Genomic DNA, 1,427 nt, shown 5'->3' on the forward strand with positions numbered 1-1,427 from the left:
TCGACCCCACAATGAACACATGACGAGGCCCGCTCGCGCTCACCGCACACCCCCGAAAACACAGGCGAGAGAACGCACACGACCGGCAAGAGCAAATCTGACATAACCGCCCTTATCGGCTAATCCGGCGGTTCCAGAAACGGGATATCAGGTGGAAACCGTTGAAATCACAGGCTTTTCGCGGAAAAGAGGATGTCTTTGCTTCGGTGAGTGGAATCGGAAAAAGAGGAGTCGGATTACAGCGAATTGGTGGGTGTAGGTAAAAGAGCGAATAAGAATGGGGCTACCTCATTGCGAGGTAGCCCCATGAAAAAAGATGAGAGTGTTGGATCTCGTGCATCCGTTGCGCATGTCTGTGTGTTACCGAGCTGGTTAGCTCGGAAAGACACACAGACGAGATGAATAGCTGTTATTCCGTTATATTAAGTGTCATACGTATGTAAGCTGCGTGTTCTCTGAGATACTCACGTAAATAAGGAATAGCGAAGTCAACTTTGCCGTATCCCTGTTCTTCTATCACTTGAGCTTCAATGAGGCGGGTGCGATAGATGCCGGCATACTTTACATCCTTTCCCATGCGTTCGGCGATAGCCGACGTAGAGGAGGGGCCATCATCCTGAGCCATCGCAAGTAAGTAGGTCTTGTCAATAGGGGAGAGACCATCTAATTCGGGTCCGTGAACAGTGTCGCCTAACCGGCTCAGCGCATCTTGAACACCGGATTCAGCTTCTTCGGTTGTGACGGTTGTATTAAAAGTCAGTTTTTGGTTACGTGCTGCGATACGCCAGATATGGTATCCAACAAGTTGAATCATGAAAGGATATCCGGCTGTTGCTTGCGTAGCTATGCGTAGCGGTTCTCCGTCAAGCGTCATGCCTGTTTGCTGGAAAGTGTCTGCTAAGGCATGCGATACTTCAATAAGTGGAACGTCACTGAGTCGCTCGGGCTGTGCGCGTCGAAGGAACGTCATCACATCATCATTGAGCCATTTTGAAGACATCGATGGCAGACCGGCGAATATAAACGCGAGGTTCCTGTCTTCGCTGGTCAAATGTTGAACAGCAGTGGCAATAGCTACCATATCCGATCTGTCGGCAGCCTGCGCTTCATCGATAGTCACCAGAAGACCATTGCCGCGCTTCTCTAAATCATCCAGCCTTTGTTCCATAGCCTCACGCAGAGTAAGCGGCATCCGGGATTTCTCATAATGAATATTTCCTAAGCTTCCTCCCATGTTCATGACGCTGAATGAAGGTTCAGAAGAGAAGCTGAAACTTCCCTTCTGTGGTTGGAGTTTATCCGGGTTAAGTAAAGAAACGTGGGTCTTAAATCCGGGGTTGGGCGTTCTCCTGTCTTGCGTGTCGGGGCGTGATTAACGGTCCGGGCGTTAATCCGGTCGGGTGCTTGACTTTTCGTGTTGGCTTGTT

1 protein-coding gene is annotated in these 1,427 nt (G+C 49.9%); it reads right to left on the minus strand.

Annotation, left to right across the window (positions count from 1 at the left end; all coding sequences use genetic code 11):
• Positions 1 to 409: 409 nt before the first annotated feature.
• Positions 410 to 1,240, minus strand: a complete 831-nt coding sequence (locus G1C97_RS12020; RefSeq protein WP_240951146.1) for an ATP-binding protein — start codon at positions 1,238 to 1,240, stop codon at positions 410 to 412.
• Positions 1,241 to 1,427 lie beyond the last annotated feature (187 nt).

The sequence above is a fragment of the Bifidobacterium olomucense genome, from assembly GCF_012932375.1.
Taxonomy (GTDB): Bacteria; Actinomycetota; Actinomycetes; order Actinomycetales; family Bifidobacteriaceae; genus Bifidobacterium; species Bifidobacterium olomucense.